Source organism: Streptomyces sp. NPDC001068, assembly GCF_042897315.1.
Lineage (GTDB): Bacteria > Actinomycetota > Actinomycetes > Streptomycetales > Streptomycetaceae > Streptomyces.
On record NZ_JBIAYD010000009.1, the window covers coordinates 321,295 to 344,363 of the forward strand.

At 73.5% G+C, this 23,069-nt stretch carries 21 protein-coding genes and 1 pseudogene; 12 read left to right on the plus strand and 10 right to left on the minus strand.

Annotated elements, in window-relative coordinates; genetic code table 11:
* Positions 1–137 precede the first annotated feature (137 nt).
* Entirely contained in the window at positions 138–2,573 is a 2,436-nt protein-coding gene (locus ACFY3I_RS26045; protein WP_365287327.1) for a right-handed parallel beta-helix repeat-containing protein, read from the plus strand.
* Here the strand turns inward: ACFY3I_RS26045 and ACFY3I_RS26050 are convergent, their stop codons facing one another.
* Positions 2,574–4,952 (minus strand): hypothetical protein, encoded by a 2,379-nt coding sequence (locus ACFY3I_RS26050; RefSeq protein WP_390863119.1) that lies wholly within the window; start codon positions 4,950–4,952, stop codon positions 2,574–2,576.
* A gap of 292 nt (positions 4,953–5,244) precedes the next feature.
* Between ACFY3I_RS26050 and ACFY3I_RS26055 the strand changes: the two genes are divergently transcribed.
* A complete protein-coding gene (locus ACFY3I_RS26055) occupies positions 5,245–6,060 on the plus strand; it encodes a DeoR/GlpR family DNA-binding transcription regulator (RefSeq protein WP_365287325.1) in 816 nt (271 codons plus the stop codon).
* Positions 6,061–6,127: 67 nt separating this feature from the next.
* The gene (locus ACFY3I_RS26060) at positions 6,128–6,586 is read left to right on the plus strand and encodes an SRPBCC family protein (protein ID WP_390863121.1); all 459 of its coding nucleotides are present in this window, start codon (positions 6,128–6,130) and stop codon (positions 6,584–6,586) included.
* 155 nt (positions 6,587–6,741) lie between these two features.
* Here the strand turns inward: ACFY3I_RS26060 and ACFY3I_RS26065 are convergent, their stop codons facing one another.
* A complete protein-coding gene (locus ACFY3I_RS26065) occupies positions 6,742–7,866 on the minus strand; it encodes a PLP-dependent cysteine synthase family protein (RefSeq protein WP_365287321.1) in 1,125 nt (374 codons plus the stop codon).
* A gap of 355 nt (positions 7,867–8,221) precedes the next feature.
* Here ACFY3I_RS26065 and ACFY3I_RS26070 point away from each other — a divergent pair, with 355 nt between their 5' ends.
* Together ACFY3I_RS26070 and ACFY3I_RS26075 are read left to right on the plus strand one after the other, a co-directional pair.
* The gene (locus ACFY3I_RS26070; RefSeq protein ID WP_365287319.1) at positions 8,222–8,545 is read left to right on the plus strand and encodes a hypothetical protein; all 324 of its coding nucleotides are present in this window, start codon (positions 8,222–8,224) and stop codon (positions 8,543–8,545) included.
* A gap of 183 nt (positions 8,546–8,728) precedes the next feature.
* Positions 8,729–9,163, plus strand: a pseudogene (locus tag ACFY3I_RS26075) (ATP-binding protein); the annotation flags it as partial.
* A gap of 385 nt (positions 9,164–9,548) precedes the next feature.
* Here ACFY3I_RS26075 and ACFY3I_RS26080 read toward each other — a convergent pair.
* The 3 genes from ACFY3I_RS26080 to ACFY3I_RS26090 form a co-directional block, all read right to left on the minus strand.
* Positions 9,549–9,839 carry an SHOCT domain-containing protein gene (locus ACFY3I_RS26080; RefSeq protein WP_390863123.1) on the minus strand — a complete coding sequence of 97 codons (291 nt, stop codon included), beginning with the start codon at positions 9,837–9,839 and terminating at the stop codon, positions 9,549–9,551.
* Between the two features lie 261 nt (positions 9,840–10,100).
* A complete protein-coding gene (locus tag ACFY3I_RS26085) occupies positions 10,101–11,336 on the minus strand; it encodes an ROK family protein (RefSeq protein WP_390863125.1) in 1,236 nt (411 codons plus the stop codon).
* Between the two features lie 127 nt (positions 11,337–11,463).
* Complete coding sequence (locus ACFY3I_RS26090; RefSeq protein ID WP_390863127.1) at positions 11,464–12,114, minus strand: alpha-ketoglutarate-dependent dioxygenase AlkB family protein; 651 nt, start codon at positions 12,112–12,114, stop codon at positions 11,464–11,466.
* A gap of 67 nt (positions 12,115–12,181) precedes the next feature.
* On the opposite strand from ACFY3I_RS26090, the gene ACFY3I_RS26095 reads away from it, so the two are divergent.
* Together ACFY3I_RS26095 and ACFY3I_RS26100 are read left to right on the plus strand one after the other, a co-directional pair.
* Complete coding sequence (locus ACFY3I_RS26095) at positions 12,182–13,312, plus strand: methyltransferase (RefSeq protein WP_390863129.1); 1,131 nt, start codon at positions 12,182–12,184, stop codon at positions 13,310–13,312.
* 189 nt (positions 13,313–13,501) lie between these two features.
* A complete protein-coding gene (locus ACFY3I_RS26100; protein WP_365287309.1) occupies positions 13,502–14,281 on the plus strand; it encodes a DeoR/GlpR family DNA-binding transcription regulator in 780 nt (259 codons plus the stop codon).
* A 71-nt stretch (positions 14,282–14,352) separates the two neighbouring features.
* Here the strand turns inward: ACFY3I_RS26100 and ACFY3I_RS26105 are convergent, their stop codons facing one another.
* The 3 genes from ACFY3I_RS26105 to ACFY3I_RS26115 form a co-directional block, all read right to left on the minus strand.
* Positions 14,353–14,748 carry a luciferase family protein gene (locus ACFY3I_RS26105; RefSeq protein ID WP_390863131.1) on the minus strand — a complete coding sequence of 132 codons (396 nt, stop codon included), beginning with the start codon at positions 14,746–14,748 and terminating at the stop codon, positions 14,353–14,355.
* A 182-nt stretch (positions 14,749–14,930) separates the two neighbouring features.
* On the minus strand, positions 14,931–15,860 hold the full coding sequence (locus tag ACFY3I_RS26110) for a carbohydrate kinase family protein (RefSeq protein ID WP_390863133.1): 930 nt from the start codon (positions 15,858–15,860) through the stop codon (positions 14,931–14,933).
* Positions 15,857–16,534 carry a class II aldolase/adducin family protein gene (locus ACFY3I_RS26115; protein ID WP_390863135.1) on the minus strand — a complete coding sequence of 226 codons (678 nt, stop codon included), beginning with the start codon at positions 16,532–16,534 and terminating at the stop codon, positions 15,857–15,859. Before ACFY3I_RS26115 ends, ACFY3I_RS26110 begins: the two co-directional genes overlap by 4 nt.
* Before the next feature lie 57 nt (positions 16,535–16,591).
* Here ACFY3I_RS26115 and ACFY3I_RS26120 point away from each other — a divergent pair, with 57 nt between their 5' ends.
* A complete protein-coding gene (locus ACFY3I_RS26120) occupies positions 16,592–17,239 on the plus strand; it encodes a TetR family transcriptional regulator (RefSeq protein ID WP_390863137.1) in 648 nt (215 codons plus the stop codon).
* 270 nt (positions 17,240–17,509) lie between these two features.
* Positions 17,510–18,661, plus strand: coding sequence for an MFS transporter (locus tag ACFY3I_RS26125; RefSeq protein WP_390863140.1), 1,152 nt, complete (start codon positions 17,510–17,512; stop codon positions 18,659–18,661).
* A gap of 50 nt (positions 18,662–18,711) precedes the next feature.
* On the opposite strand, the gene ACFY3I_RS26130 is transcribed toward ACFY3I_RS26125, so the two are convergent.
* A complete protein-coding gene (locus ACFY3I_RS26130) occupies positions 18,712–20,331 on the minus strand; it encodes an alpha/beta hydrolase (RefSeq protein WP_390863142.1) in 1,620 nt (539 codons plus the stop codon).
* A gap of 251 nt (positions 20,332–20,582) precedes the next feature.
* On the opposite strand from ACFY3I_RS26130, the gene ACFY3I_RS26135 reads away from it, so the two are divergent.
* The 3 genes from ACFY3I_RS26135 to ACFY3I_RS26145 all read left to right on the plus strand — a co-directional run bounded on the left by ACFY3I_RS26135 (position 20,583) and on the right by ACFY3I_RS26145 (position 22,603).
* Positions 20,583–20,948, plus strand: coding sequence for a hypothetical protein (locus tag ACFY3I_RS26135; protein WP_390863144.1), 366 nt, complete (start codon positions 20,583–20,585; stop codon positions 20,946–20,948).
* 23 nt (positions 20,949–20,971) lie between these two features.
* A complete protein-coding gene (locus ACFY3I_RS26140) occupies positions 20,972–21,676 on the plus strand; it encodes a CPBP family intramembrane glutamic endopeptidase (RefSeq protein ID WP_390863146.1) in 705 nt (234 codons plus the stop codon).
* A gap of 192 nt (positions 21,677–21,868) precedes the next feature.
* Positions 21,869–22,603 carry a maleylpyruvate isomerase family mycothiol-dependent enzyme gene (locus ACFY3I_RS26145; protein ID WP_390863147.1) on the plus strand — a complete coding sequence of 245 codons (735 nt, stop codon included), beginning with the start codon at positions 21,869–21,871 and terminating at the stop codon, positions 22,601–22,603.
* Between the two features lie 21 nt (positions 22,604–22,624).
* Here ACFY3I_RS26145 and ACFY3I_RS26150 read toward each other — a convergent pair whose 3' ends face one another.
* Positions 22,625–23,017, minus strand: coding sequence for a MarR family winged helix-turn-helix transcriptional regulator (locus ACFY3I_RS26150; RefSeq protein ID WP_390863149.1), 393 nt, complete (start codon positions 23,015–23,017; stop codon positions 22,625–22,627).
* Positions 23,018–23,069 lie beyond the last annotated feature (52 nt).

Below are 23,069 nucleotides of genomic sequence, written 5' to 3' on the forward strand. Positions count from 1 at the left end.
CGCTACGGTGGACCGGCCGAAGCGCATTCGGCATCGACCCGCGCGCGAGCGGACCGCACGGGACGGCGCACCCTGCCGGGGAGCCGTCCCGAAGGCGAGCAAGCGATCTGTACGACGAGTGGGGGCTCAGCAACACCATGGCACAGGGCACGGTCCAGGTGACGCACACCGGCACATCGAGGTGGCGGCGCCGCACGGGTGAGTACGCGTCGCTCGCCGCCGCCCTGGAGGCCGCCGCGGACGGCGACGTCCTGACGGTCGCGCCCGGCACCTACCGGGAGAACCTCGTCGTCCAGCGCGCGGTGACGCTGCGCGGCCCGGAGGGCTCGCCCGGTTCGGTGCGCATCGCACCCGCCGACGGGGTGCCGCTGACCGTGCGGGCCTCCGCTGTCGTACAGGACCTGCACGTCGAGGGCCAGGACTCGGCCGCCCCCGCGCTGCTGGTCGAGGAGGGCACCCCCGAGCTGCTGGACATGCGGATCGTCACCCGCTCCGCCGCCGGCATCGAGGTGCGCGGCGGGGCGCGGCCGACCGTGCGGCGGTGCACCGTGGACAACCCGGCCGGCATCGGCATCGCCGTGCTCGACGGCGGCGGTGGCGTGTTCGAGGAGTGCGAGGTCGTGGCCGCCGGTCAGGCGGGGGTGGCGGTGCGCGGCGGCGGCCACCCGCGGCTGGAGCGCTGCCGTATCCACCACGCCTCGGGCACGGGGGTGACCGCGACCGGTGAGAACTCCGCGCTGGAGGCGGTCGGGTGTGAGATCTACGAGGTGCGCGGCTCCGGCGTGCAGGTCACCGCGCGCGCCACGGCGCACCTCACCGACTGCGATGTGCACCGCACCACCTCCGACGGGGTCACGCTGGACACCGACGCGGTGCTCACCCTCGCCGACTGCCGTATCCACGACATCCCGGAGAACGCGGTCGACCTGCGCTCGCGCTCGGTGCTGACGCTGACCCGGACCACCGTCCGCAAGTTCGGGCGCAACGGGCTGTCGGTGTGGGACCCGGGCACCCGCGTGGACGCCAACCAGTGCGAGATCTTCGACAGCACGGGCGACTACCCGGCGGTGTGGGTGAGCGACGGCGCCACCGCGGTCCTGGACTCCTGCCGGGTGCACGACGTGCCGGACGCGCTGTTCGTGCTGGACCGCGGCTCCCGCGCGGACGTCGTCGACAGCGACCTCTCCCAGGTCCGCAACACGGCGGTGTCGGTGAGCGACGGGGCGACCGCGCAGCTGGACGACTGCCGGATCCGGGACGCGGCCACCGGCGCCTGGTTCCGCGACCACGGCAGCGGCGGCACCCTCAACAACTGCACGGTGGACGGCACCCAGACCGGCGTGATCGTCACCAAGGGCGCCGACCCCACGCTGGAACGCTGCACGGTGGACTCCCCCGCCGAGGCCGGCTTCTACGTGTCGGCGGGCGGCCGCGGCACCTTCCAGAACTGCCGGGTCACCGGCAGCGGCGGTTACGGGTTCCACGTGATCGACGGCTGCCGTACGACGCTGCGCAAGTGCCGTACGGAGCGGTGCGCGCGCGGCGGCTACGAGTTCGCCGACGCCGGTCCGGACGGATCCGGAACGGGCCCGGTGGTGGAGGACTGCACCAGTGACGAGAGCGGCAGCCTCCGCCCGACCGCCATACACGAGCCGGTCGTGCAGACCGCGCACCAGACCCCCGGCCTGCTGGGCGCCATCCCCGGCCAGCGCACCGCCGAACAGGAACCGCTGCTGACTCCCGCCGCGCCCCAGGAGCCGGCCCGCACCTCCCAGGCCGTGCTCGGCGAACTCGACGCGCTGGTGGGCCTGGACAGCGTCAAGCGCGAGGTCCGCGCGCTGACCGACATGATCGAGGTCGGCCGGCGCCGGCAGCAGGCCGGTCTCAAGGCCGCGTCGGTCAAGCGGCATCTGGTCTTCACGGGCTCCCCCGGTACCGGCAAGACGACGGTGGCCCGGCTGTACGGCGAGATCCTCGCCTCTCTCGGGGTGCTGGAGAAGGGCCACCTGGTCGAGGTGTCCCGGGTCGACCTGGTCGGCGAGCACATCGGCTCCACGGCGATCCGCACCCAGGAGGCGTTCCAACGGGCGCACGGCGGTGTGCTGTTCATCGACGAGGCGTACGCGCTGTCGCCGGAGGACGCCGGCCGCGACTTCGGCAAGGAGGCCATCGACACGCTGGTGAAGCTGATGGAGGACCACCGTGACGCCGTGGTGGTGATCGTCGCGGGGTACACGGAGGAGATGGAGCGCTTCCTCTCGGTCAACCCCGGTGTGGCGTCCCGGTTCTCCCGGACCATCACGTTCAGCGACTACGGCCCGGACGAACTGCTGCGCATCGTGGAACAGCAGGCCGACGAGCACGAGTACCGGCTCGCGCCGGGCGCGTCCGAGGCGCTGCGGACGTACTTCGCGGTGCTTCCCAAGGGCCCCGCGTTCGGCAACGGCCGTACCGCCCGGCAGACGTTCGAGGCGATGGTCGAGCGGCACGCGAGCCGGGTCGCCCAGCTCGCCGACCCGAGCACCGACGATCTCACGCTGCTGTACGCGGAGGATCTTCCGGAACCCGCCTGATCAGTCCGCCGGTCGTGGCCGCGGCCCGGGCAGCTCCGGACGCAGCCGGGCCAGCAGCCGTTCCCGTTCCCTGGCGAAGGCCGGGTCCGCCTGGTAGTCGGAGTGGCCCAGGATCGGAGCGGGCAGCGGGTGTCCCGGAGTTCGCCCGTAGGCCAGCGGGTCCTTCAGAGGGGTGTGGTCGACCGCCGGGCCGTCGCCGTCGGCGATCCGGACGGGCCCGCCGATGGGGTCGGTGAGCCGGTAGAGGTTGCGCCAGCAGGCCACCTCGCGGTGCAGGGAGCGAAGCTCGGCCGGGCCGAAGTGGGCCGGGAACCAGCGGCCGTACAGCCGTTCCAGCGGGGAGCCGTAGGTGAGCAGCGCGACCCGTCCGCGAACCGACGGGGTCAGCTGCCAGACCGCCGCGGCGGCGAGGACGCTGCCCTGTGAGTGGCCGGAGATGACCAGCCGGCCGCCGGTGCGGCGGGTCCAGGTGTCCATGCGCCAGGTCAGGTCGGGGACCGCGCGCTCGGCGTAGCAGGGCGGGGCGAAGGGGTGGGCGGCACGCGGCCAGAAGGTGCCGACGTCCCACAGGATGCCGATGGTGCGCCGGGCGGAGGCGTCCTTGTAGGCGCGCCTGCCCCAGGTGACGAACAGTATGAAGCCGAGCCCGACCAGCCAGGACCCGAGTGCCTGGGACGCCTGGGCCGTGCCGTGCACGAGCGCGTAGGTCCGGTCGGCCGCCGTGTCCGGAGTCCTGCCGGTGGCGAGCGCGCCCACCAGCGCCCCGGCCCCCAGTACCAGCGTGGCGGCGCACAGCACGGTCACGACGAGCGGCGCCCGGTCGGTGAGGGCGGCCATGGCGCGGGTCCCGGCGATACGGCGGGTGCGCGCCGTGTCCTCCGGTTCGCCGACGTGTTCGGCGCCGACGGCGGCGCGTTCGGCGCGGCCGAGCCGTGAGGTGCGCCAGGAGAGCCGGCCTGCGGTGGCGAACAGCACCACGAGGACGGGCGGGATCGCCGAGGCCTGCCAGGTCAGCAGTACCGGCGGGCCGGCGATCGAGGCCGCGGTGCCGTCCAGCCAGTCGGCGACCCGTTGGGCGACCCCGCCCGAGATCACTCCGCCCAGCGCGCAGGCGAGCAGGGCGACGGCGGGACCGCCGAAGCCGCGCATCGCGGCACGCGGGTCGGGGAGCCGGCGGTGCAGGTCGTGTGCGACGGCCCCGAGGGCGATCACCAGCAGTCCCTGGGCCAGGACCAGGCCGCCGAACGCCTGGTCCCCGGCGAGCCGTCCCACCGAGCGCCAGCCCGGCCGGGACCAGCCGGCGTACAGGCAGGCGACGGTCAGCAGGGTGAGCGCGCCGAGCGGCAGGCGTCGGACCAGATGCCGGTCGAGCTCCTGGTCGAGGAGGTTCTCGCTGCGGCCCCGGCGGCAGACCACCCACACCGCGGCGACCGCGAGGGCGGCCAGGGCGCCGAACAGGAGCCGTCCGGCCGCGTCGAGCAGGGCGGGTCCGCCGGGGCGGTGGTCGAAGGCGGCCGCGGGGGCGAGCACCGCGGCCGTGACGGTGAGCAGGCCTGCCGTGGTGTGGGCGGCGCGCAGCCGGGCCACCAGCCGGCGCCCGTACCAGAAGCCGGGGCTGCCCAGGGAGGTGTGACCGGGTTCGGCGTCGTGTGCCAGGGGCCGGGTGGACTCGTAGGCGCTCCAGGTGCGGTGGGAGAGGTACCAGAGCAGGCCGGTCAGTGTGGTGGGTACCAGGGCGGCCAGGGCGAGGCGGCGGCCGGGGGCGCTCCACCAGCCTCCGGTGGAGCCGGTGGGCGAGAGGAAACCGAGCCAGGAGTGGCGGCGGGCGCAGGCGGCGGTGCCCGCGCACTGCCAGGCGGTCAGGTCCAGGGCGACCTCGCAGGCGGCGGCGACCAGCAGCACCGTCAGGGTGAGTCCGGCGAGCCGGACGAGCAGGCCGTAGAAGCGGACGGTGCGCGGCCGGTCCCGGGCGGCCGGGCGCATCCAGTGGGCGAGGTTGACCACCATGAACGGCAGGAGCAGCAGCCACAGGGCGCGGGAGGCGTTGCCGGAGGTGAGGTTGCACCAGACGTACGCCTCGGGCACCGGGCGGTCGCGGTGGTCGCCGGGCCGGGACTCGGCGTCGACGTCTCCGGCACGCCGGAAGACGGCGGCCGTGTCGTCGCCGGTGATCCGCACGGTGCGCGGATCGCCGAGCATCTTCTCGGGCGTGCTGCCACCGACGCCGTGCACCAGCAGTTCCAGGGCGATCTCCGAGGTGCCGAGCGGCTCGTCGGTCCGCTGTTCTCCGGGCCGGTCGGTCGGGTCGGTTCGTGGGGTGCCGGGTGCCGGCGTCCGGTCCGCGGGGTCGTCCGCGGACCGTTCCTTCGCGCGTTCCACTGTTCTCGCACTTCCCCCGTGCCGCGCCGATGGTCCGTCCGTCAGGGTTCCAGGATCTCCGATTCCGGTGTGACGCACACCACTCGGCGCGGAATCTCCCCCGTTGTGTGTGACACCTGAGGGAACGCGTGGTGACCGAATGACATGTGCGCGGCGACACAGGGAGTGGCGCAACCGGCGAGGTCCCGTGAAAGGATGGGGCGCTCACGCACCGGAGCCGGGCGGAATGTCCTGGTCGGAGCAGGTGCGCGGGGCGTGTCGGACGGCTTGAGTCGAGAGGACCGGAGCGTACGTGAGTGAGAACCAGAACCTCCTCGCGGAGCAGCGGCGCGCCCTGATCCTGGACGAGGTCCGGCGCCGGGGCGGCGTCCGGGTCAACGAACTGACCCGCAAGCTCGGCGTGTCGGACATGACCGTGCGCCGGGACCTGGACGCGCTGGCCCGCCAGGGCGTGCTGGAGAAGGTGCACGGCGGTGCGGTGCCGGTGGTCGAGGCGAGCACCCACGAACCGGGATTCGAGGCCAAGTCGGGGCTGGAGCTGTCCGCCAAGGAGGACATAGCCCGGGCCGCCGCGGAGCTGGTCGTGCCGGGCACGGCGATCGCCCTGTCCGGCGGTACCACCACCTACGCGCTGGCCCACCAGCTCCTGGAGGTCCCCGACCTGACCGTGGTGACGAACTCGGTGCGGGTGGCGGACGTCTTCCACGCCGCCCAGCGGGTCTCGGGGCAGCGGCAGGGCGCGGCGACCGTCGTCCTCACCGGCGGTGTGCGCACCCCGTCCGACTCCCTGGTCGGCCCGGTGGCCGACCAGGCGATCGGGGCGCTCCACTTCGACCTGTTGTTCCTCGGTGTGCACGGCATATCGGTGGAGGCCGGTCTGTCCACGCCGAACCTCGCGGAGGCGGAGACCAACCGCCGTCTGGTGCAGTCGGCCCGGCGGGTCGTGGTGGTCGCCGACCACACCAAGTGGGGAACGGTGGGGCTCAGTTCGTTCGCGAAGCTGGAGCAGGTCGACACGCTGGTCACGGACGCGGGGTTGCCGGCCGCGGCGCGCGCGGAGGTCTCCGAGCATCTGCGCCGGCTGGTGGTGGCGGGGGAAACCGACTGACGGTGCAGACAGCTGACGGGCCGTCAGTTACCTTTTCGGGACAGCGTCTCACGAGGAGGTCGGCTCGATGGCTCACCAACTGCGCCCGGTAGGGCTCGACTTCGTCGACACCGCACCCGTACGGCTCGTGTTCGGACGGGAGATGAGGGCGGCGCCGAAGGCGGTCTTCCGGGCCCTCGCCGAGGACGTGCCCGGCTGGTCGCGGTGGCTGCCCGGGGTGCGGTCGGCCCGTCCGACGGAGCGTGGCCGTGAGGTGCGGCTCCGGGGAGGTGTCCGCTTCGAGGAGACGGTGCTCGCGTCGACGGCGCCCGAGGTGTACGCCTACCGGGTGGACGCGGCGAACGTACCGGGCGCGCGGGCCTGGCTGGAGGAGTGGCACCTCACCGCGCACGGCACCGGGACCCGGGTACGGATGACGTTCGCCCTGGACGGTGCCGCGCCGTTCCTCGCGGTGTGCCGGCTGGCGGCGCCGGGCATGGGCCGGGCGATCCGCGAGGGGATACGGGCCCTGGACGCCGGGCTGTGAGCGCCGGGCTGTGAGCGCCGGGCGCCGCGCGCCGCCTCCTGGGCACCGCGAATCGGGCGGCGGCCGGCCCAGGACGCTCTCCGAAGGCCCCGGGGCCGCACCGGGCGACGTCCGCCCCGCCGCGACGCCGGCACGCGGGACGTTCGCGACCCGCCTCAGTCCGGCCAGACCCCGGTGGCCAGCAGGGTGTCGATCGCGGCCGCGTACGGCGCGATGTCCAGCCCCTGCTCCTCCAGCCAGGAATCCGAGTAGTACTTGTCGAGGTACCGGTCTCCCGGATCGCACAGCAGCGTCACCACGCTCCCGGTGCGCCCGGCCGCCACCATCTCGGACACGATCTTCAGCGCGCTCCACAGGCCGGTCCCGGTGGAACCGCCGGCCTTCCGTCCGATCGCCCGTTCCAGCGCCCGTACCGCCGCCACGCTCGCCGCGTCCGGCACCCTCATCATCCGGTCGATCGCCCCGGGCACGAAGCTGGGCTCCATCCGCGGCCGCCCGATGCCCTCGATCCGGGACCCGCAGTCGCAGCCGACGTCCGGATCGCCGGTGGTCCAGCCCTCGAAGAAACAGGAGTTCTCCGGGTCGGCGACACAGATCCGGGTGTCGCGCAGGGTGTAGTGGACGTAGCGCGCGAGCGTCGCGGACGTGCCGCCGGTGCCCGCCGTGGCGACGATCCACGCCGGTTCCGGGAACCGCTCCAACTCCAGCTGGCGGAAGATGGATTCGGCGATGTTGTTGTTCCCGCGCCAGTCCGTGGCCCGTTCGGCGTAGGTGAACTGGTCCATGTAGTGGCCACCGGTCTCCACCGCGAGCCGGGCGGACTCCTCGTACATCTTCCGGGAGTCGTCCACGAAGTGGCACTGCCCGCCGTGAAACTCGATGAGCCGGCACTTCTCGGAGCTGGTCGTGCGCGGCATGACGGCGACGAAGGGGACGCCGATCAGCTTGGCGAAGTACGCCTCGGAGACGGCCGTCGAGCCACTGGACGCCTCGATCACGGGGCGGCCCGGCCGGATCCAGCCATTGCAGAGACCGTAGAGGAAGAGCGAGCGGGCCAGCCGGTGCTTGAGGCTTCCTGTGGGATGCGTCGACTCGTCCTTGAGGTAGAGGTCGATGCCCCAGGCCTCGGGCAGCGGAAAGCGCAGCAGGTGGGTGTCCGCCGAGCGGTTCGCGTCCGCCTGGACTTTACGGACGGCCTCTTTGAGCCAGTCGCGGTACTCGGCGTCGCTGCGGTCGACGTCGAGGGTGGCGCCGGTGCGGATCTGCGGGGTGGAACTCACGGCGGGCTCCTTACGCTGGGCGCCGACGGCGTCGGGCGCGGCCGACGCACCGATCATAAGCAGCTTTCACAGCGCTTCCCACCTGCATAAACGCATCTTTGGGCGCCTCAAAGCCCCCTGGGGAACGGTGGCTCGAATGTTTCGGGGGCGCATTGCCGCGAGTGCTCCGAGCGCCCCCCGCCCGGCGGCTCGCGCACACTGGTGCTCCTCGTCGGAGGCGGGCAGACTGCCACCGGACGGGACGAACGTCCCGAACGGGGGCGCACACGGGATCTCGATACGAGCCGGAGCGCGCCGGTCGGGGCCACGAGCCTGCGGACCGGTCACCGAGGTACTCGAAAAGGGGCGGGGCAGGATGGCGGAGCCGGAGTTCACGGCGAAGGGCGTGCGGATCGACAAGCGACTGCGTTCGCTCACCCGGGCCGGGCAGGTCCGGATAAGCGACGGCAGGCTGCAGCTGCTGACCAGCTACGGCAGCGAGATCGACAGCGCGCCCGTGCAGGCGGTCCGGGCCTCGAAGCCCTGGTTCGCTTCGGAGGGCCGGGCCCTGGCCGACCTCAACGGGCAGCGCTACTCGCTCACTCTGGGCGACCACGATCCGGCGCCCGGCGAGCCCGGACCGCCCCCCGCGCGCCGCTTCATCGAGGCGGTACGGCGGGCCGCCGGTCGGGACCACTGAATCACGGCGAGTTGCGGGACCGTGTGCACTGGGTCACGCTTGTCTCACGTCACTCTGGGTTTACCGGCGATAACGCTGCGAACCAGCCCGCCGGCCACAACAGCAGGCGGCCCCATGGACTGCGGCGGCCTGCTGGATCCGTTCTCCGTGTTCTTCCGGACCTCACGTCGGGGAGTCGCAGTCGTGATCGAACACCCAAGCAGACACTGCTCGGTGGAGCTCCAAGCCCTGCCCTCGCGGATCGGCCAGATCCGCAGAATCGTATCTGCACAGTTGCGCTACTGGCGCCTTGATCCGTTGATCGACCGGGCCGCGCTCGGTGTGACGGAGTTGCTGACCAACGTCCACCGGCACGCCCAGCCCGACAAGAACTGCACCGTGGAGATCGAGCTCCAGCTCGACCGGCTCACGGTGTCCGTCCGTGACCACGATCCCCGGCTGCCGGTGGTCGAGGACGACACGGACGTCGCCCCCATGGCCACCTGCGGACGGGGCCTGGCGATGGTGGCCGCCGTCAGCGAGAGCTGGGGGGTGCGGCCGCACGACGACGGCAAGGTCGTGTGGTTCACCCTGCCCGCGCCGCAAGCCACGCCGAAGACGGCCCGCCCGCAACGCCGCATGCCCGAGCCGGTGCCCCGGCCCGTGCCGGCGGCGGGAACGGCGGCCGTGGCGGCACCGGCCGCCGGGCATGTCACCCTGAGCGCCTCCGCCTCCGCACCGGCCGGCGCCGGCGCCCCGGTGGCCGCACACCTGACAGCCGGTGCCTCCGCCGTCCTGACCGCGGCCGGCGGCCCCTCCGCCGCCGCGGTACCCGCGACCGCCGGTGCTCCCGCCACCGCACACGCTCCCGCCCGCTCGGCTGCCGTCAGTTGAGCGGGCGGTGAGTTCTTCCTCCGGCACCGCCGCGAGCCGGCCGGGTGACCGGGGTGCGGGCGCCGGGCCGCGCGGCCGCCGCCGCGCGCCCCCACGGCACCCGTGGCTCGACCCGCACCACCGCACGGCGTCAGGCCGTGTCGCCCTTGCCGATCCGGCCGAAGTGCTCCTCCAGGACCGACAGTCGACGCCAGTACTCGTCCTCGTCGATCTCGCCGGAGGCGAACCGGCGGCCGAGGACGGCGAGCGGTGAGTCGCCCGCGGGACGCCCGGTCGTCATCGGGCGCCAGGGACCGCCGCGCCCGCGCCACGCGGTGCGGCGCAACACGGTGACCACTCCGATCACGACGGCCGCCCACACCAGCGGAAAGAACAGGATCCACGGGCCGGGCCCGCCGTCCCAGTTCGCCAGGTACTCCATCTCGGCTCAACTCCTCTGCCGGAACCTCTCGATGCGTTGCACCGAGACTCGCTCCGGAAGGGGGTCCGGGTCGTCGTGCGACCGGCGGCAGTCGCCGTACCCCCCGGGGAGTAGACCCGGACCGCCGGACTGCGCCCGCCGGGGTCCACGCCGTCGGGCGGCGTCAGCCCACCTCTCGTGGGTGGCCGACAGGGCGCGCCTCGTGCGGAGTTCGGCCGTCGGGTGCGCGGCTCCCGGGTGGGACGCGCGGTGTCGCGCGGGTCACCGCAGCGCCGTCAGCGGATCGTCGAGCACCGGCTGCCAGGCCAACTCCGCGGCTCCCACCAGGCTGTTGTGGTTCAGCGTGCACGGCAGGATCGGTACCCCGCCGCTCTGGCCCCACAGGCTGCGGTCGGCGACGACGGCACGCAGCCGCTCGGGGTCGGCCTCCAGCAGGGTGCGGTGCAGGCCGCCGAGGATGATGCGGTCGGGGTTCAGGATGTTGACCAGACCGGCCAGGCCCAGGCCCAGGCGGTCGATCAGGGTCTCGGCGGCCCTGCGCACGGTCGGGTCGGCGTAGTGGTCGCGGATCAGGTCCTCGGCCTGCCGGAGCAGCGACACCTCTGGACCGGGTTCACGCCCCGCCTCGATGAGCAGGGCCAGCGGATCGGCCTCGACGTCCAGGCAGCCCCGGCCGCCGCAGTGGCAGGGACGGCCCTCGGGGTTGACGGTGAGGTGGCCGACCTCCAGGGCGAGTCCCGAACTCCCCGTGTGCAGGCGCCCGTCGAGGACCAGCGCGCCGCCGACGCCCCGGTGCCCGGTGGCCACGCACAGCAGGTCACGGGAACCCCGGCCGGCGCCGTGCCGGTGCTCGGCGAGCGCGGCCAGGTTCACGTCGTTGCCCGCGAAGGCCGGGCCGGTGATCCCGGCCGCGCGCACGCACTCCGCGAAGATCCGGCGTACCGGCGCGCCCACCGGCCAGGCCAGGTGCAGGGGGTTGAGGGCGAGGCCCTCCGGTTCGGCGACGGCGGAGGGCACGGCGAGGCCGGCGCCGACGCACCGCAGTCCGGTGGCGCGGAGCAGGTCGGCGCCGGCCTCCACGACCGAGCCGAGCACCTTCGCCGGGTCGGCGTCGACGGTCTCGCAGCCGGGTGCGGTGGCCACGATCCGGCCGCCCAGACCGACCAGCGCGGCCCGGAACCCGTCGGCGTGGACCTGCGCGGCGAGCGCGACGGGACCGTGCTCGGCGACCTCCAGACGGTGCGAGGGGCGCCCCTGCGAGCCGGCCGCGGCACCCGGGTGCGCGTCGACCCTGATCAGGCCGAGCGCCTCGAGTTCGGCGGCGACGGCACCGGCCGTGGCCCGGGTGACGCCGAGTTCGGCGGTGAGCACGGCGCGGGTGGGGGCGCGGCCGGTGTGCACGAGTTCCAGTGCGGGGCCGAGTGCGCCGCGCCCTCGGTCCAACCGGGGCTTCGAGGTTCCGTTCCCCGTCGGGCCGGGGGCCGCCTTGCCGCTCATGGGAGCGAGTCTCCCATGATCCGCAGGCGTCCCCGCTCGCGAGGGCGGTGCGCGCTGAGCGGCACCCGTCGGGGCTGGTCGCGGCCTCCCCGCGGCGTTCAGGGGGCGCTCCGTGCGGGGGGGGACCTCAGAAGCCGCTGACCCTCAGCGTGACGTTCAGCCGTCCGGTCAGGCCCAGCCGCGCCGGTCCCGTGCCCGGGTGCACCCGCGGCACCCCGTGGTAGGCGAGCCGCGACTCGCCTCCGAACACGAACAGGTCGCCCGAGCGCAGTTCCACGTCCGTGTAGGGCTTCGTCCTGGTCTCGGTGTTGCCGAACCGGAACACGCAGGTGTCCCCCAGACTCAGGGACACCACCGGTGCCCCGGCCCGCTCGTCGGCGTCGCGGTGCATGCCCATCCTGGCGTCGGCGTCGTAGAAGTTGATCAGTGCGACGTCGTACGACAATCCGTCCGCCGCCTGTGGGCCCAGCGCGTCGGTCACCGCGCGGCGGCCCAGTTCGCCGAGCCAGGACGGGAACGGCTTGACCGGGCTGTGGTCGCCGTCGACGACGGTGCGGGCGTAGGCGTACGGGTACCAGTGCCAGCCCAGGCAGACCTGGCGGGCGGTCATCGTGCCGCCCTGCGGGGTGCGGACCGTGCGCAGTCCTGCGGGTGGCCGGGCCCACTCCCGGCAGGCGTCCAGCAGCTCGCGCTGGTGTGGCGCGCTCAGCCAGTCGGGGACGTGCACGGCGCCCGGCGCGACCTGGGCGCGCGCCCTCGCGAAGAGTTCGTCCTCCATGCCCCCATCCTGCCCGACCGGGCCTGATCTGCGGCTCCGCTAGCCTGGAAGCACGATGAGCGACCGTATGACGACTGCGTGGGGCGAGTACGAGCTGTCCCGCTTCCCCGAGGATCCGAACGACCGGCTGCGTGCCTGGGACGCCTCCGACGCGTATCTGCTGAGGCACCTGGCACAGGAACGGACCGCGCTGTCCGGCGCGGTGGTGGTCCTCTGCGACCGCTGGGGCGCACTGGTCACGGCGCTGGCCGAGCACGGACCGACGCAGATCACCGACTCGTACCTGAGCCAGGAGGCGACCCGGGCGAACCTGGCGCGCGCGGGTGTGGCGCCGGGCGCGGTGCGGCTGCTCACCACGCAGGACCCGCCGCCGGAGCGGGTGGACGTGCTGCTGGTGCGGGTCCCGAAGAGCCTGGCGCTGCTGGAGGACCAGTTGCTCAGGCTGGCGCCGGCCGTGCACGCGGACACCGTGGTGATCGGCACCGGGATGGTCAAGGAGATCCACACGTCGACGCTGCGGCTGTTCGAACGGATCCTCGGACCGACCCGGACCTCGCCGGCCGAGCAGAAGGCCCGGCTGATCCACTGCGCCCCGGACCCCTCGCTCGCGCGGCCGGCGAACCCGTGGCCGTACAGCTACGGGCTCCCGGACGGGATCGGCGCGGTCTCCGGGCGTACGGTCGTCAACCACGCGGGGGTCTTCTGCGCCGACCGGCTCGACATCGGGACCCGGTTCTTCCTGGGGCATCTGCCCGCGGGCGGGCGCCGGATCGTGGACCTGGGGTGCGGCAACGGGGTCGTCGGCACGGCGGTGGCGCTGGCCGACCCGACCGCGGAGGTGCTGTTCGTCGACGAGTCGTTCCAGGCGGTGGCGTCGGCGGAGGCCACGTACAAGGCCAACGGGGTTCCCGGACATGCCGAGTTCCGGGTCGGGGACGGGCTGGCCGGGGTCGCGGCCGGGAGCGTGGACACGGTGCTGAACAATCCGCCGTTCCACTCCCATCAGGCGACCACCGACGCGACGGCGTGGCGGATGTTCACCGGGGCGAAGCGGGCGCTGCGGCCGGGCGGTGAGCTGTGGGTGGTCGGCAACCGGCACCTGGGCTACCACCTGAAGCTCCGCAGGCTGTTCGGCAACAGCCAACTGGTCGCGAGCGACCCGAAGTTCGTGGTGCTGAAAGCGGTCAAGCGGAGGTAGTTCCCGAGGACACCGACGACCGCGTGCCCTCCGGCGTCGTGCCGCGCCCTCTTTCGGATCTGGTCGCGCCCTCCTTCGGATCTGACCGTTCGCGCAGGACAGAACCGGCTTTCGGGCACGATCAGGCACTCCGGCGCGGTCCGGGCGGTGGGTTAGGGTCGCCTGGAGGCCGAGGATCGGAGGTGGCGGATGTCGCGCGACGCCCGCTGGAAGGCGCTGCTGGAGCTGCTTGTCGAGCGGGGCCGCCTGGAGGTCGAGGAGGCGGCGGCGGAACTGGCGGTGTCGGCGGCGACGATCCGCCGGGACCTCGACCAGCTCGCCGAGCAGCAGATGCTGGTGCGCACCCGGGGCGGGGCGGTGGTGCACGGGGTCTCCTACGAGCTGCCGTTGCGCTACAAGACCGCCCGGCGGGCCTCGGAGAAGGAGCGGATCGCCAAGGCGGTGGCCGAACTGGTCGCGCCCGGCGAGGCGGTGGGGCTGACCGGCGGCACGACCACCACGGAGGTGGCGCGCGCCCTGGCCGTGCGCGGCGACCTCGCCACCGGCACACCGGCGCTGACGGTCGTCACCAACGCCCTCAACATCGCCAACGAGCTGGCCGTACGGCCCCAGTTCAAGATCGTGGTGACGGGCGGGGTGGCCCGCCCGCAGTCCTACGAACTCGTCGGGCCGCTCGCGGACGGGGTGTTGGGGCAGATCACCCTCGACGTGGCGGTGCTCGGGGTGGTCGCCTTCGACGTGGCGCACGGGGCGGCGGCCCATGACGAGGCGGAGGCCGCGATCAACCGGCTGCTGTGCGAGCGTGCCGCCCGTGTGGTCGTCGCCGCCGACTCCAGCAAGCTGGAGGGGCGGGCGTTCGCCCGGATCTGCGCGGCGGAACAGGTGGACACGCTGGTCACGGACACCGCCGCGGCACCGGAGACGGTGCGCCGGTTCGAGGAGGCGGGGATCCGGGTCCTGACCGTGTGACCCGGCCGCGGAACAGGTGGATGAGAGCCGGCGACCGCGCCGGGCCGGGGCCAACGGGCCCGCGTACGCGGTCAGGTGCCGCTGGTGTCCGCGCTGACGAAGCCCGCGCCCCGCTGGTCGTTGCAGCCCAGCGCGGGCCGGTCCGCCGGGTCGGGCCAGCTCTGGTCGGCCTGGAGGGCGACGCTGACCAGGGTCAGCAGCAGGTCGACGTCACTGGCGGCGTCGAGGCGTATGGTCACCCACTGCGAGCCCGGGACGATCCGGATCGCCCCCGTGCCCTTGAGGTCCTTGGCGAAGTGCCGGATGGCGTGGGCGGTGAGACGCAGGTCCACGTCGCGCTCCGAGTGGAAGTGCGCGATCTCGCCCTGTGCGGAGTTCACTCCCTGACCCAGGCCACAGCTCGGTACCGCCTGGGTCAGGTCGGGCCAGGTCGCCAGTTGCGCCAGAGCACGCGAGGCCAACGTCATGGAGCCATCATGGCCCGCTCACTCTCCGGTAACCAACCAGCGAGCAGTTATTAACCGAGCTGTTGCCGGACTCCGTCGGGACTCCGACAGCGGAGGTGGGCGGATATCCGCAGGATTTCAGCGGTTCGCGGGACGGAAGGTACCTCTCGGACGTCTGGGACGCACGTGGTGAACGTCACGTTTCACGTACGTCTGGCGCAGGTGTCCGCGAAGGCGTCGGCGGCCGCCAGGTCGAAGTCTCCGTGGTCGCTGCCGAGCCCCCGGGCGACCAGTGCCGCCACGGCGTTGCCGAGCACGGCGGACTCGCGCGGGCCGCGGCCCAGCCCCGTACCGCGCACGAACCCGGCGGAGAAGGCGTCGCCGCAACCCGTGGTGTCCACGACGTCGACCTCGAAGGCGGGGACGGCCTCGGTGCCCCCGGCGGTGACCAGCAGCGCGCCGTCACCGCCCCGGGTGACCGCGACCAGCCCGGCTCCGGCGTCGACCAGCTTCCTCGCACCGGCCACCAGGTCGTCCTCGCCGGAGAATCCCAGCACCTGCTCGTCGTTGGGGAGGAGTTGGTCGATGTAGGGCAGGGCCGCCGCGAGTTGCTCGAAGCTGCCGAGCGCCCCGGGAGCGAGCAGGTCCACCGAGGTCGTCACACCGTTCTCCCTGGCGAACCGCAGGATGCGGGCGGCCGCCTCGACCCCGATCAACTCCGGTCCGCCGAGATGGAGATGGTCGGCCTCGGCGACGGCGTCCCAGGGCACGTCGTCGACGCCGTACGTGATGTTGGCGCCGAGCAGATGAAGGGAGGGCCGGCCGCCGTCGGAGCGGATCGGCAGCACGCTCGCCGAGGTCGCGACGCCGTCGCGGCGGACGAGCAACCCGGTGTCGACTCCGGCGTCCTCCAGCAGCCGTACGAGCATGCCGCCGGTCGCGTCCGCGCCGACGGCTCCGGCACTGCGCACGGTGGCGCCGAGCTTGGCCAGGGTGAGCGCGGTGCCGCCGGCGGTCCCGGCGGCCGTCATCCTGATGTCCTCGACCAGCGTGGCGCCCTGGCCCTCGGGTATCGCGTCCACCGGCCGCACCAGTACGTCCAGCACGTGCACGCCCATCGTGACGACCTTCATGGCCTGTCCTCCCGCAGGGGTTGAGTGGTGCCGTAGTTCCGTGCGATCGCGGCTTCGACCACCGCGAGTTGCTGCTCGGCGTCGAGGACGCGGGGCGTTCCGACCGAGGCCGCCCGCCGGTAGACGTCGCAGGCCCATTCGAGCAACAGGGCGTTCTCGACCGCCTGGTCGAGGGTGGCACCGGTGGTGACCGAGCCGTGGGAGGCCATCAGCGCGGCGCTGCGGCCGTCGAGGGCGGCGAGTACCGACTCGGCGAGTTCCGGGGTACCGAAGGTGGCGTAAGGAGCCACCCGCACCGTGCCGCCGAGGGCTATCAACTGGTAATGGATACAGGGTAGTTCATCGAGTACGCAGGAGAGCGCGGTGGCCGTGGGCGCGTGCGTGTGGACGACGGCACCGGCGCCGTAGCGGCGGTAGACCCCCAGATGCAGGCCGAGTTCGGAGGTCGGCCGCAGGGATCCGGAGACGACGTTTCCGTCGAGGTCGACCACCGTCACCTGCTCGGCGGTGAGCCGGGCGAGTTCAGCCCCGGTCGCGGTGACCGCGACCAGGTTTCCCGCCCGCACGCTGACGTTTCCCGACGTGCCGAAGAGCAGGCCCGCCGCCTCCAGCCGACCGCAGGCGTCCGCCACCGCCCGTCGCTCCTGGACCAGCGCGGAGCTTGAGACCGTCATGGCCGCGACGCTAACGTAAACCTGAAACAAAGTCACGTTCAGATTCAGGAGCCCGTGGTGAGCGAGCCGATCCCCGAGGAGACCGGGTCCGCCCTGCGCAGGACTCCCCGACAGGCCCGCAGCAGGGCCAGGTTGGCGCGGGTGCTGGAGGCCGCCGAGCGCGTCCTGGTCGCCGAGGGCGTGCCGGCACTGACCACGACGCGGGTGGCGGCGGAGGCGGGGGTGTCCGTCGGTTCGCTGTACCAGTACCTGCCCGACCGGGACGCGATCATCGACGCGCTGGCGGCGACGTACTTCTCCCGGCTCGAAGGGCTGATGGACGACCTCGTGCGTGCCGCGGGCGCCGGGCACTGGGACGATCCCGTGGACGTGCTCGTCGACTCGTTCGCCGCCCTCTACCGTGCCGAACACGGCTTCCGGGCCCTGTGGTTCGGCAGCGGCCTGACCGACCGGACCCGGGAGGCGGACCGCGCGCACAAGCGCCGCATGGCCGACGGGGTGCACCGCGTCCTGCTCGCGCTCGGGGTCACCGGCGACCCGGAGACGCTCGGCCGGGCCTGCCATGCCGCCGTCCTCGCCGCCGACACCCTCGCCCAGGAGGCCTTCCGGCGCGACCCCGGGGGCGACTCGGCCCTGCTGGAGGAGGCGAAGGTCATGCTGCGCGGTTACCTGGCGGCCGTCGCCGACCGCTCACGGCACACCTGATCGCCGACGCCCGCCGGGAACGCCCCGAAGGACGTCCACCCGCGGACGGGCGCCCGCTCCGCCCTCACCACCGCGAACCGACGCGGATCACCGAGAACACCGCTGTTCGCGGCGAGATACCGCGTTCCGCAGAGACGTGTCCGGATCACGGGCGCGAGCCCGCCGCGCCGGCCGTCGCCATATCGCCCGGGACTCCCCTTGCGGCACCACGGGGCACCCTCCTACGCTGATTTTGTGCCGCTAATAAACAAAACCCGTTCGCACACCGTCGTGCCGGGAAGCACCACCGCCCTCACCCGCCTCCGCGTCACCATCACCGCGCTCTTCGCGATGGACGGCTTCGTCTTCGCCGGCTGGGTGGTGCGGATCCCCGACATCAAGCACCAGACACATGCCTCCGTGGGCGCGCTCGGTCTCGCCCTGCTCGGCGTCTCGGCCGGCGCGGTGATCACCATGACCCTCACCGGCCGGCTCTGCCGCCGCCACGGCAGCCACCCGGTGACCCTCGTCTGCGCGACCCTGCTCTCCCTGAGCGTCGCGCTGCCCCCGCTCACCCACTCGGTGGCGGCGCTCGGGGCCGTCCTGCTCGTGTTCGGCGCGGCCTACGGCGGACTGAACGTGGCCTTCAACAGCGCCGCCGTCGACCTGGTCGCCGCCCTCGGCCGCCCGATCATGCCGACCTTCCACGCGGCGTTCAGTCTGGGCGGCATGATCGGGGCGGGGCTCGGCGGCCTGGTCGCCGGCTCCCTCTCCCCCACCCGCCACCTGCTCGCCCTCACCGTCATCGGCCTGCTGGTCACGGCCGTCACCGCCCCGACGCTGCTGCGGTACGACACCCCGACCGCCCACACCGGGCAGCCCGCCGACGCCGCCCCGCGCCGCCTCGACAGCCGTACCCGCCGCATGGTGATCGTCTTCGGCCTGATCGCCCTGTGCACGGCGTACGGCGAGGGAGCGATGGCCGACTGGGGCGCGCTCCACCTCCGGCAGGACCTGGACGCCTCCCCGGGGCTCGCGGCGGCCGGGTACACGTGTTTCGCGCTGGCCATGACGATCGGCCGGGCGAGCGGGACGCGGCTGCTGGAGCGGCTCGGCCGGTCCAGGACCGTGATCCTCGGCGGCGGCACGGCGGCGGCCGGCATGCTCCTCGGCTCCCTCGCCCCCTGGACCTGGGTGACGCTGCTGGGCTTCGCGGTCACCGGGCTCGGTCTGGCCAACCTCTTCCCCGTGGCGGTGGAGCGGGCGGGCGCGCTGGCCGGCCCGTCGGGCGTCGCGACGGCGTCCACGCTCGGCTACGGCGGCATGCTGCTGGGCCCGCCGGCGATCGGTTTCCTGGCCGGCTGGACCTCCTTGCCCGCGGCGCTGACGAGCGTGGCGGTGCTGGCGGGAGCGGCGATGGTGATAGGCGCGACGAGCGGGTGAGGAGCGGACCGGGCGCCGCGCGGAAGGCGTCCGGTGGAGGTTTCCGCGCCTCAGTCGAGCAGGCCCGGCTCCCGCACCGACTCCAGCAGTGCGGCCAGCCTCGCCGTGTCGGCGGCGGTCCAGTCCGGTGGCCGGGTGATCTCGGCCCAGGCGCTGGTCGGCAGGGTGCCGTACCGGTGACCGTAACCGTCCGGCACGCTGTCCGCGCCGGCCAGGTCGCAGGCCACCTGCCAGGACGTCAACAGCGGGTACCAGCGCATCGCCGGGGAGACGTCCCGGGCGCGCGGTCGATCCAGCCAGTCCGGCCGGTGCAGGGCCAGGGCCGGTGACCACCAGACGACGGGGTCGGAACCGTTCTGCAGGTAGACCGCGCGAGGCTCGTCCCAGGGCGCGGGCGGGATGCCGTAGTCCGCCGGTACCTGCGCGAAGCGCACGTGCGCGCCGTCGCCGACCACCGGCCGCCACTCGGGACTGCCCGGCCGCCGGTCCTCGGTGAGCTTCTTCCACAGCGGGTTGTCGTAGGTCGGCCCGACGAACAGCGCGCCGCCGGTCTTCGAGGTGAGCGTGGGCAGGGAACCGTCGAGGGCGGACTCCATGGAGAAGGAACCGAGGCTCTCGCCGTAGACGACGAGCCGGGGGCGGGAGCCGGCGGGAAGCGTGCGCCACTTGTCGAAGACGGCGTCGAAGAGGGCGCGTCCGGTGGCGGCGGCCTCGTCCTCGGTGAGCGCGGAGACCCAGCTCGGCAGGTAGGAGTACTGCATGGCGACCTCCGCGGTGTCGCCGCCCCACATGTACTCCAGCGGTTTGCTGCCCTGGTCGTTGATCCAGCCGGTGCCGGTGGTGCCCATCACCGCGAGGATCCTGCGGGAGAAGCCGCCGGTGCGTTCGAGTTCGCGCACGGCGAGGGCGGCGCGTTCGTCGAGGGTGTCGGCGGTGCGCAGACCGACGTAGACGCGGACCGGGTCCTTCGCCGGACGGCCGGTGAACGCGGTGATGTCGGCGCGGGTGGTGGCCGTCCCCACGAAGTCGCGGCCCCTGGCGCCGAGCGTGTCCCAGGGCGCGGCGGACCGCGGGGTGCCGGAGAGGGTGGGCAGGTCGGGCCGGTGGACGCCCTCGGCGGTGCCCTGGTCGGCGAGGGACGCGGCGCTCTCGACCGCGTCCAGCGCCCCGCGCAGCAGGAAGCCCTGGACGATGCCGGCGATCACGAACGCGGCGAGGGCGACCCCCGTGGCGTAGGCGACCGGGCGCGGGATCTGTCTGCCGAGCGGGTGGCTGACGAGGCGGGTGCCGAGCCGCACCGTACGGCCGATCAGGAGCAGTACCGTGCCGACCAGGGCGGCGACGAACGGGACCAGCGTCCACTGCCACCAGACCACCTGGGGAGGCAGGCTCACCGCGCGCCGGACCTCGCCCTCCCAGCGGACGCTCCAGGCGGTGACCGCGACGACCGCGGCCGCTCCGAGAACCCCGAGGACCGCCCAGAGGCGGCGGCGGACCCGTGGACGGAGACGGAAGCCGGCCCAGCGGAGCATGAACCGGGCGAGTGTCTCCGCCACGGCCCCGACGGCGTATCCGACGACCGCCGAGACACCGGCCACGAGCCCCTGCAGCCACCAGGCGCGCGGCAGAAGCGAAGGCGTGAGGGACAGGCAGTAGCAGAGGACCGCCACGACGGTTCCGCACCAGCACGGCCGACGCCGGACCACCCGGCCGGAGCCCGCCGTGTGCCGGCGCGCCCACTCCGCCGCCCGGCGGGGCCACTCCCTCGTACGATTCAGAGCATTGCCCGCAACACCCACTTGGCCACCTCGGGACCACGATCGGCCACGGCGCCCGCCGCCGCATCCCGAAGGCCGCCGGGCCCCTCCACCTGGCCGCGGAGAAGGTGCGCGGCGGTGGGCGATGTCCCATCGTGGTGGACATGGTCCAGGCCCCGACGACCGAGAGTCCCCGTTCGAGCGTGTACTCCCGGCACGCCGAGCGGCGGGCGGACGGGGGCCGGGCGACGCCGCTGGGCTTCCCGGGTGCCTGCCGCGTCTTCGCGTCCATGACGATCGTGTCGTACGGCCCGCTGCCGACGAGCGGGACCGCCGGGCTGCGCCCGCCCTCGACGGCCGGAGTGCCGGAACACGCGGCCGGTGCCTGGGCACGGGTCCCCGTCAGCCCGCTCGCCACCCTCCGGCGGTACGGCGGCGGCAACGCCGTCGCGCCGGAGCCGGGCGTGGTGTTCGCCTGCGACCGCAACACCCGGACCGACATCCCGCCACGCGACCCGGTCGAGTTCTGACTCCCCCAGGTCCGGGCCGGCAGATGCCGGTTCCCCGGCTCCCCACCCCGGCCGCCCTGGTGGCGGTGGTGGCCGTGCTGGTCGCGGCCAACCTGCTGGACAACCGCTGGGCCAGGTCCTGGAGTCTGCTCACCGCGGTCGCCGTCTCGGGGGTGCTGGTGGCGGTGCTGTTCTGGGCCGGGGGCGACCGGTCGGAGCTCGGATTCGGCCGGAACACACTGGTGGACGGGGTGCGTTGGGCGGTCGCGCTGATCGGGATCGTCGCGGCGGTCTATCTCTGCGGAGCCTTGGTCCCGGTCACCCGCGGGCTGTTCGCGGATCAGCGGACCGACGTGCTGAGCGGGCCGGAGATCGCCTTCAAGGCGCTGGTGGCGGTACCGGTGGGGACCGTGCTGCTGGAGGAGATCGCCTTCCGCGGTGTGCTGTTCGCGCTGCTGCGCCGGCTGCGCACGGCGACGACGGCCGCGGTGCTGTCCTCCGTGCTGTTCGGCCTCTGGCACATCCTGCCCTCGCTGAACCTCAACAGGGACAAGCCGACGCTCGGTTCGGTCTTCGGAGAGTCGGTGGCCGGGGCGGTGCTGGTGGACGTCGGAGCGGTGCTGTTCACCGCGTTGGCGGGGTGTCTGCTGTGCTGGCTGCGCGACCGCAGCGGGTCGCTGCTGGCACCGATGGCCCTGCACTGGGCGGTCAACGCGCTGGGCTACGCGGTGGGGTTCCTGCTGCGTTAGGGCGAACCGGCCGAGGGTGGGCGGCCGGTGGCAGACCCGTCGGTGGCAGAGGCTCTTCGGCGACAGGCCCGTAGGTGACTGCCGTACGGACGCGGCGGGCGCGGTCGGGAAACGCGGTACCGGCGGTGGCAGGCACGGAAGGTGACCGGGGACCGTCACACCGGCGGGTGCCGGATCGGGCAGACTCGCGGCATGGAGACTGCCGAATATCTTCAGATCCTCGACCGGGAGGGCCGGTCGCTGGCCGAGGCCGCCGCGACGGCGGGACTCGACGCCGAGGTGCCCACCTGCCCCGAGTGGCGGGTACGCGACCTGCTGCGGCACACGGGCACCATCCACCGGTGGGCCGCGGATGTCGTCGCCGACGCCCGTCCCGGGCCGCGTCCCATCCCCGACCCGCCCGCACTCGACGGCACCGAACTGACCTCCTGGTTCCGGGAGGGCCACCGCATCCTCGTCGACACCCTGGCCGCGGCCCCGCCGGACGTACCGTGCTGGACCTTCCATCCCGCGCCCGTCCCGTCCCCGCTCGCCTTCTGGGCGCGCCGCCAGGCCCACGAGACGACCGTGCACCGGTACGACGCCGAGGCCGCCCGGGGCGGGCCGGTCTCCCCGGTCGCCACCGACTTCGCGGTCGACGGCATCGACGAACTGCTGCGCGGGTTCCACGCCCGCCCGCGCAGCCGGGTCCGCTCCGAGGATCCTCAGGTGCTCCAGGTGCGGGCCGCCGACCGGGACGCGGCCTGGACGGTACGGCTGTCTGCGGCACCGCCCGTCACGGAGCTCGGCGCCCTTCCGGGCGCGACGGCCGAACTCTCCGGCCCCGCCGACGAGTTGTACCTGGCGCTCTGGAACCGGATGCCGGTGCCGAAGGTGACCGGCGACCCGGAACTGGCCGACCTGTGGCGCACCACGTCGGGGATCTGACCGCCGATCCGGCCGCCGGTTCTAGCCGGCCAGCATCCGGGTGAGCACCGCGCGCTGCACCGGCAGCACCTCGCCGTGCAGCGCGCGCCCCTTGCCGGTGAGGGCCACCCGTACTCCGCGCCGGTCCTCCGCGCACATGGCCCGCTCGACCAGACCGTCCTTCTCCAGCCGGGCGACCAGCCGGGACAGCGCGCTCTGGCTCAGGTGCACCCGCTCGGCGATCTCCTGGACGCGGTAGCTGCAGCCGCCGTCCGGGGCCGTACCGCCGGAGAGCAGGTCGAGGACCTCGAAGTCACTGGCGCACAGACCGTGGCCGTGCAGGGCGCGGTCGAGTTCGCACTGGGTGCGGGCGTGCAGGGCGAGGATGTCCCGCCACTGCTCCACAAGTGCCTGCTCAGGCTCGTTCGCCGCCATCCCGGCACCGTAGCAGAGAAGTGGAATCATTGCATCGTAATTAAATGCACTT

Excerpts from the sequence above, each read along its gene's own strand:
- ACFY3I_RS26045 (WP_365287327.1), top strand. The coding sequence starts at position 138 with ATGGCACAGGGCACGGTCCAGGTGACGCACACCGGCACATCGAGGTGG.
- ACFY3I_RS26060 (WP_390863121.1), top strand. The coding sequence starts at position 6,128 with ATGGCTCACCAACTGCGCCCGGTAGGGCTCGACTTCGTCGACACCGCA.
- ACFY3I_RS26070 (WP_365287319.1), top strand. The coding sequence starts at position 8,222 with ATGGCGGAGCCGGAGTTCACGGCGAAGGGCGTGCGGATCGACAAGCGA.
- ACFY3I_RS26080 (WP_390863123.1), bottom strand. The coding sequence starts at position 9,839 with ATGGAGTACCTGGCGAACTGGGACGGCGGGCCCGGCCCGTGGATCCTG.
- ACFY3I_RS26085 (WP_390863125.1), bottom strand. The coding sequence starts at position 11,336 with ATGAGCGGCAAGGCGGCCCCCGGCCCGACGGGGAACGGAACCTCGAAG.
- ACFY3I_RS26090 (WP_390863127.1), bottom strand. The coding sequence starts at position 12,114 with ATGGAGGACGAACTCTTCGCGAGGGCGCGCGCCCAGGTCGCGCCGGGC.
- ACFY3I_RS26095 (WP_390863129.1), top strand. The coding sequence starts at position 12,182 with ATGACGACTGCGTGGGGCGAGTACGAGCTGTCCCGCTTCCCCGAGGAT.
- ACFY3I_RS26100 (WP_365287309.1), top strand. The coding sequence starts at position 13,502 with ATGTCGCGCGACGCCCGCTGGAAGGCGCTGCTGGAGCTGCTTGTCGAG.
- ACFY3I_RS26105 (WP_390863131.1), bottom strand. The coding sequence starts at position 14,748 with ATGACGTTGGCCTCGCGTGCTCTGGCGCAACTGGCGACCTGGCCCGAC.
- ACFY3I_RS26110 (WP_390863133.1), bottom strand. The coding sequence starts at position 15,860 with ATGAAGGTCGTCACGATGGGCGTGCACGTGCTGGACGTACTGGTGCGG.
- ACFY3I_RS26115 (WP_390863135.1), bottom strand. The coding sequence starts at position 16,534 with ATGACGGTCTCAAGCTCCGCGCTGGTCCAGGAGCGACGGGCGGTGGCG.
- ACFY3I_RS26135 (WP_390863144.1), top strand. The coding sequence starts at position 20,583 with ATGGTCCAGGCCCCGACGACCGAGAGTCCCCGTTCGAGCGTGTACTCC.
- ACFY3I_RS26140 (WP_390863146.1), top strand. The coding sequence starts at position 20,972 with ATGCCGGTTCCCCGGCTCCCCACCCCGGCCGCCCTGGTGGCGGTGGTG.
- ACFY3I_RS26145 (WP_390863147.1), top strand. The coding sequence starts at position 21,869 with ATGGAGACTGCCGAATATCTTCAGATCCTCGACCGGGAGGGCCGGTCG.
- ACFY3I_RS26150 (WP_390863149.1), bottom strand. The coding sequence starts at position 23,017 with ATGGCGGCGAACGAGCCTGAGCAGGCACTTGTGGAGCAGTGGCGGGAC.